Source organism: Pseudomonas sp. 05N434 (assembly GCF_056396965.1).
Genome location: NZ_JBFTMK010000611.1, coordinates 1 through 6,337, shown reverse-complemented (window position 1 = coordinate 6,337; position 6,337 = coordinate 1). Strand labels below are relative to the sequence as shown.

Sequence of the window (6,337 nt, the reverse complement as noted above, 5' to 3'; positions counted from 1 at the left end):
AGACCGACGTTGTCGATGACCTTCTTCCACGGCAGCAACCGCGCTTCCTGGAACATCAGCCGGGTGTCTTCCCGGGCGGCACTCAGCGGCGCGGAGCCAGCAAACAACTCGCCAGCCGTAGGTTTGTCGAGACCGGCGAGCAAGCGCAACAAGGTGCTTTTGCCACAACCGCTGCGCCCGACCACCGCCACAAACTGCCCGGCAGGAATGTGCAGGTCGATTTCACGCAGCACTTGCCGCGAACCGAAGGTCTTTTGCAGCTTGCGCACTGCCAGCGGGATTCCGCGCAGCAGGCGTGGAGGTTGTTGAGCCGTCATGCGGCACCTCCCTTGGCAACCTGATAGGCCGGATGCCAGCGCAGCCACACGCGTTCAAGTCCACGGGCCGCGAGATCAGCGAGTTTGCCGAGCACGGCATACAACAGAATCGCCAGTACCACTACGTCGGTCTGCAAGAATTCCCGGGCATTCATTGCCAGGTAGCCAATGCCGGCGTTGGCGGAGATGGTTTCGGCGACGATCAGGGTCAGCCACATGAAGCCCAGGGCAAAACGCACTCCGACCAGAATCGAAGGCAGCGCACCCGGCAGGATCACCTGACGGAACAGGCTGAAACCGGACAGGCCATAACTGCGGGACATTTCCACCAGCGCCGGATCGACGTTGCGGATGCCGTGGTACGTGTTGAGGTAGATCGGGAACAACGTGCCCAACGCCACCAGGAAAATCTTCGCCGACTCATCGATGCCGAACCACAGGATCACCAGCGGAATCAGCGCCAGGTGCGGTATGTTGCGGATCATCTGCACCGAACTGTCGAGCAGGCGTTCGCCCCACTTCGACAGGCCGGTGATAAAGCCCAGCGCCAGGCCAATGCCGCCGCCAATGGCGAACCCGAGTGCCGCGCGCCAGCCGCTGATAGCCAGGTGAGTCCAGATTTCACCGCTGCGGAACAGGCTCACACCGGCTTCGATCACCGCGATGGGCGCCGGCAGAATCCGCGTCGACAACCAGCCCGCCGACACCGACAACTGCCATACCGCCAGCAACAGAATCGGCAACACCCAGGGTGCGAGGCTGTGGATAGTTTTCTTCATGGCCACGCCTCAGCTCTGGGACGCGGCTTTGGGAAGAATGTCGTTGGCCACCATCTCGCCGAACGGGCTGACGTAACCGGCGCTTTTCGGCAGTTCCGGGCGCTCGATGTCCAGGTGCGGGAACAGCAACTCGGCCACCCGATAGGATTCTTCCAGGTGTGGATAACCGGAGAAGATGAACGTATCGATGCCCAGATCGGCGTATTCCTTCACCCTGGCGGCCACGGTCGGACCATCGCCGACCAGCGCCGTACCGGCCCCGCCGCGCACCAGACCGACACCGGCCCAGAGGTTGGGACTGACTTCCAGGTTGTCGCGACTACCGCCATGCAAAGCGGCCATGCGTTGCTGGCCGACCGAATCGAAACGCGCCAGAGAAGCCTGGGCGCGGGCAATGGTGTCATCGTCCAGATGAGAGATCAGTCGATCCGCCGCTTGCCACGCCTCGGCGTTGGTTTCGCGAACGATCACATGCAGGCGAATACCGAAACGCACGGTGCGCCCGCGCTTCGCGGCTTTGGCGCGAACCTGTGCGATTTTCTCGGCAACGGCGGCCGGTGGCTCGCCCCAGGTCAGGACCATTTCGACCTGCTCGGCCGCCAGATCCTGCGCCGCTTCCGAAGAGCCGCCGAAATACAGCGGCGGACGCGGTTGCTGGATCGGCGGATAGAGCAACTTGGCGCCCTTCACGCTGATGTGCTGACCGTCGTAATCGACGGTTTCGCCTTCCAGTACCCGGCGCCAGATGCGGGTGAATTCCACCGAGGCCTGATAGCGCTCTTCGTGACTGAGGAACAAACCGTCGCCGGCCAGTTCTTCCGGATCGCCACCGGTAACCAGGTTGAACAACGCACGACCGCCGGACAGACGATCCAGGGTCGCGGCCTGACGCGCCGCCACCGTCGGGGAAATGATCCCGGGGCGCAGGGCGACGAGGAATTTCAACCGTTGGGTCACCGGGATCAGCGAGGCGGCCACCAGCCACGAATCTTCGCAGGAGCGACCGGTGGGAATCAGCACCCCGCCGAACCCCAGGCGATCCGCCGCTTGCGCGACTTGTTGCAGGTAACCGTGGTCGATGGCGCGAGCGCCTTCGGCGGTACCAAGGTAATGGCCGTCGCCGTGGGTAGGCAGGAACCAGAAGATATTGAGGCTCATGGAGTGGTCTCCTTGGGGAATCGAATTACGGCGCTTTGGCGACGGCTGCCGGTGGCGTCCAGATCACGTCCTTGATACTCAAGGGCTTGGGAATAAGCTTGAGCTGGTAGAAGCTGTCGGCGATTTTCTGTTGGGCGGCGACCACCTCAGGGGTCAGGAACAGCGCGCCGTAGCCCTGGCGCTTCACCGAAGTCAGGGTGATGTCCGCCGGCAGGCCGAGCAGTGGCGAAACCTGTCGGGTTACGTCCTCGGGATTGGCCCGGGACCATTCACCGACCGCGCGCACTTCTTCCACCAGGGTTTTGATCAGTTCCTGCACCGATTTGATCGGCGAGCCCTTCGGCACCAGGATCGCTTCGCTGTGGGGCGCTGGCGGTTCATAAGCGACGTAGAGCAGATCGGCGCCCGCGGCCTGAGCGAAAACCGGAGGCGTTTCGCCGGTGACGCCGAAGTCSATGGAGCCGACGTTCAGGCCTTCAAGCAGTTGCGGGCCGCCGGGGAACTCCGTCCATTGCACGTCCACACCTTGGGCGGCGAGGCGTTTTTCCAGAGTGCCTTTGGCTTTGAGCAGCACCAGGGTGCCGTATTTCTGATAGCCGATTCGCAAAGTCTCGGCTTGGGCTTGAGTAATGACGCCGAAGGACACAGCCGCAGCAAACAGAGCGACCAGACCACGACGCAAAATGACAGGGCGCATGGCGCTCTCCTTTTTGCAGTTGGGTTTTGGCTGCACCTGCTTGCCCGTTAGCGGGCCAGTAAGGTGAGTACTTCAAATTCAGATGTTGCTTGAGGGCTGGCTTAAATGCTCCAGCGAGCACTCAACAAACGTTCGTTCAACAGGTTTGGATCGAGCGGCTTGGGCCGGCGAGCCATGGCGCTGTAGAACAGCTCCAGCGATTCGTTCAGTCGTTGTGCAAGCTCGGGAGCCAACTGCGCCTGGGTGCTGCCTTCGCCGTAAGCGATCTGACTGTCTACGGCGAAAATCCCGTGGAGCATTTCCTGGGCCTTCAACGCCGACAGCACTGGCTTGAGCGCGTAATCCACCGCCAACATGTGGGCGATGCTGCCGCCGGTCGCCATTGGCAGAACCACTTTGTGGGCCAGAGCGCGCTCGGGCAGCAAATCCAGTACGGTTTTCAACGCGCCGGAGAACGAGGCTTTGTAAACCGGTGTGGCGATGAGCAGGCCGTCGGCGTTATCAATCTGTTGCAACAGATCGATCACCTTCGGGCTGTCGAAACGGGCATGCAGTAAATCTTCAGCCGGGAAGTCCCGTACCTGGTAACTCACCACTTCCACACCTTGCTCTTGCAACCAGCGTTTGGAGCGCTCCAGCAACACCCCGGAACGGGAGCGTAGGCTGGGGCTGCCACCGAGTGAGACGACCAGCATTCAGACAATTCCTTGAGCGGTGTTGGCGATTCRCAGCTTGCGATCTCGCATCGATGGAATGACCTTAACAGGTGATTTATATATCCATAAATCATATTTATTCATTTGGTTATATCTTAAATGAATATGCTGTTCGTCTTTTTCCAGACAAAAAACAGGCCGTCGAAACGGCCTGAAAATCCCCTGCTTTGTAAATCTACACAGCCCTTGTAGGAGCGAGCGGTGCGGCGATCCGACTTGCCCGCGAAGGCGTCACCCCTGACGCTAGAAAGACCGAGGCGTTCGCTTCGCGGGCAAGCATCGCTCCTACAAGGGTTCAGCGATTCGGCTGCGGCGTCAGGCGCAGGTACGGTTTCACCGCGCGATACCCCTTGGGAAAACGTCGCTGGATTTCATCTTCGTCCTTGAGTGACGGCACGATCACCACCTCATCACCGTCCTGCCAATTGGCCGGTGTGGCCACCTTGTAGTTGTCGGTGAGCTGCAGCGAATCGATTACCCGCAGAATCTCATTGAAGTTACGGCCGGTACTCGCCGGGTAAGTGATGGTCAGCCGGATCTTCTTSTTCGGATCGATCACGAACARYGARCGCACGGTCARRGTSTCGTTGGCRTTCGGRTGRATCAGGTCGTACAGGTCGGACACTTTACGGTCCGCATCGGCGAGGATCGGGAAATTGACGATGGCGTTCTGGGTTTCGTTGATGTCCTCGATCCACCCGTGATGCGAATCCACCGGGTCCACGGAAAGGGCAATGGCTTTGACGCCGCGCTGGGCGAACTCATCCTTGAGCCTGGCGGTGAAGCCCAGCTCGGTGGTGCACACCGGCGTAAAGTCTGCCGGATGGGAAAACAGCACGCCCCAGCTATCGCCCAGCCATTCGTGGAAACGGAGGGTGCATCGATCCCAAGGTTCGAGAAGGCCTTGAGTTGTTGCAAAAAGGGAACTTCAAGGAGGGTTTACGGGGGTGAGCCCGCCTTGAAAACGCAAAAGCCCCGCCCGGCGTAATGCCGGGCGGGGCTTTTTTTCATCGGTTATGCGAGCGCTATTACAACAGCGGGATCGAGTAGCTGACGATCAGACGGTTTTCGTCCTGGTCGCGCTGACCTGGGATGTCGTTGCGCCACATGGCGTTTTTCCAGGTGAGGCCCAGGTTTTTCAACGGACCTTCTTGTACTACGTACGCCAGGGTCAGGTCGCGTTCCCACTCGGAACGGCCAGTTGCGTTGACGCTAGTCTGAGCTGCCCCCACTTTACCGGTTGTGTCGATGTTATCGCCACGCAGATAAACCATGCCCGCAGTCAGGCCTGGGACGCCGACTTTGGCAAAATCGAACGCGTAGCGAGCTTGCCAGGTACGTTCGCCAGCACGGGCAAACTTGGCGATCTGGCTGTCGGTAGTCAGGTAAGCCGACGAGCCATCACCCTGGTTCAGCCAAGGGAAGTCGCTATTACCATTGCTGACCTGGTAACCGCCGCCGAAGGTGTGACCGGCAACCGAGTACAGGAAAAGACCGCTATACAGGTTATTGTCGACTTTACCTTTGGTAATGCCGGTTCCGTAGTCACCTGTAGTGAAATAGGCAGAGTCATGGCCGTTGGCGCCATCGTTACGGCTGTTGAAGTAACGGAAGTCAGACTTCAGCACACCTGGACCAATCGACCAGTTGTGAACCAGACCCAGGAAGTGCTGCTTGTAGAAATCTTCCAGGTTGCCGTAGTAGTACTGGGCGGTCAGGTCCTTGGTGATTTTGTAGTCGCCACCGCCATAGATGAACTTGTTGCTGTCACGACCGGCAGCAGTGTGAGCGTTGGCACCAGCGATCGACAACTCTTCGTTGTTGCTGGAGTTACGCCCCTTGGCGTGCTCGATCTGACCGCCAACCAGTGTCAGGTCTTTGATTTCGTTCGAGGTGATCTGACCGCCCTGGAAGGTTTGCGGCARCAGACGACCGTCGTTGGTCACGATCACCGGCAGTTTTGGCTGCAGGGTACCCAACTTCAATTCGGTCTGGGAAATCTTGGCTTTGGCAGTCAGGCCCAGGCTGGAGAAGTTATCAACCGCTTTGCCGTTGGACTCACTTGGGAAAACAGTGCCGCCGTAAGAAGTCGAAGTGGCGCCGTTAGTACCGCCACCGGTGTCCAGACGCACGCCCAACAGGCCGATGGCATCGATACCGAAGCCGACAGTGCCTTGTGTGTAGCCGGAAGTGAAGCGCAGATCGAAACCTTGGCCCCATTCCTCGTTCTTGCTTTGAACGCCGTTGGCCTTGACTTTGGCGGTACCCGCGTCGGAATCGCGGTTATCGGTGTTGATGTAGAAGTTACGCAGCCCCAATGTAGCCTTGCTGTCTTCGATGAAACCGGCGGCGCCTGCCTGCTGCGCCAAAACCCCTACGGCCACAGCCAGGGCCAAGGTGGACTTGTTCATTGTTTCGCTCCTCTCATTTCTAATTCTGGGTTCCTGGTCCTGGTCGAGTGCCCGGATCCAAAGATGCGCAATGAGCGCCGGGTGGTCAGCCCCCTTGTTTTTGCCGACATGACAAACCAAAAGATTTATTGCAGTATTTTTTAATGCCATTTAGGCATATATATCCATGCCGGGACATAAGGTATCGGCTCATGAACCAATTCCTTGATCTTCAAAATCGGGGGGTGCTGAATCCGATACTCGTGTCGCTGCCAATGAG

6 protein-coding genes and 1 pseudogene are annotated in these 6,337 nt (G+C 59.1%); all 7 read right to left on the bottom strand.

Annotated elements, in window-relative coordinates; translation table 11 throughout:
- On the bottom strand, window positions 1-317 hold a 317-nt coding region (locus AC1DLB_RS26810; protein WP_477785986.1), incomplete at its 3' end, for an ATP-binding cassette domain-containing protein.
- Window positions 314-1,096, bottom strand: a complete 783-nt coding sequence (ssuC, locus tag AC1DLB_RS26805) for an aliphatic sulfonate ABC transporter permease SsuC (protein WP_428635441.1) — start codon at window positions 1,094-1,096, stop codon at window positions 314-316. The genes ssuC and AC1DLB_RS26810, both read right to left, overlap by 4 nt.
- A 9-nt stretch (window positions 1,097-1,105) precedes the next feature.
- The gene (ssuD, locus tag AC1DLB_RS26800; protein WP_477743607.1) at window positions 1,106-2,254 is read right to left on the bottom strand and encodes an FMNH2-dependent alkanesulfonate monooxygenase; all 1,149 of its coding nucleotides are present in this window, start codon (window positions 2,252-2,254) and stop codon (window positions 1,106-1,108) included.
- Window positions 2,255-2,279: 25 nt separating this feature from the next.
- On the bottom strand, window positions 2,280-2,951 hold the full coding sequence (locus AC1DLB_RS26795; RefSeq protein WP_477785985.1) for a type 2 periplasmic-binding domain-containing protein: 672 nt from the start codon (window positions 2,949-2,951) through the stop codon (window positions 2,280-2,282).
- A gap of 101 nt (window positions 2,952-3,052) precedes the next feature.
- Window positions 3,053-3,646, bottom strand: coding sequence for an NADPH-dependent FMN reductase (gene ssuE / locus AC1DLB_RS26790; RefSeq protein WP_019580553.1), 594 nt, complete (start codon window positions 3,644-3,646; stop codon window positions 3,053-3,055).
- A 316-nt stretch (window positions 3,647-3,962) separates the two neighbouring features.
- Window positions 3,963-4,541: pseudogene (locus AC1DLB_RS26785) on the bottom strand (peroxiredoxin); the annotation flags it as partial.
- A 154-nt stretch (window positions 4,542-4,695) separates the two neighbouring features.
- Window positions 4,696-6,078 carry an OprD family porin gene (locus AC1DLB_RS26780; RefSeq protein ID WP_064621027.1) on the bottom strand — a complete coding sequence of 461 codons (1,383 nt, stop codon included), beginning with the start codon at window positions 6,076-6,078 and terminating at the stop codon, window positions 4,696-4,698.
- Between the last annotated feature and the right edge of the window lie 259 nt (window positions 6,079-6,337).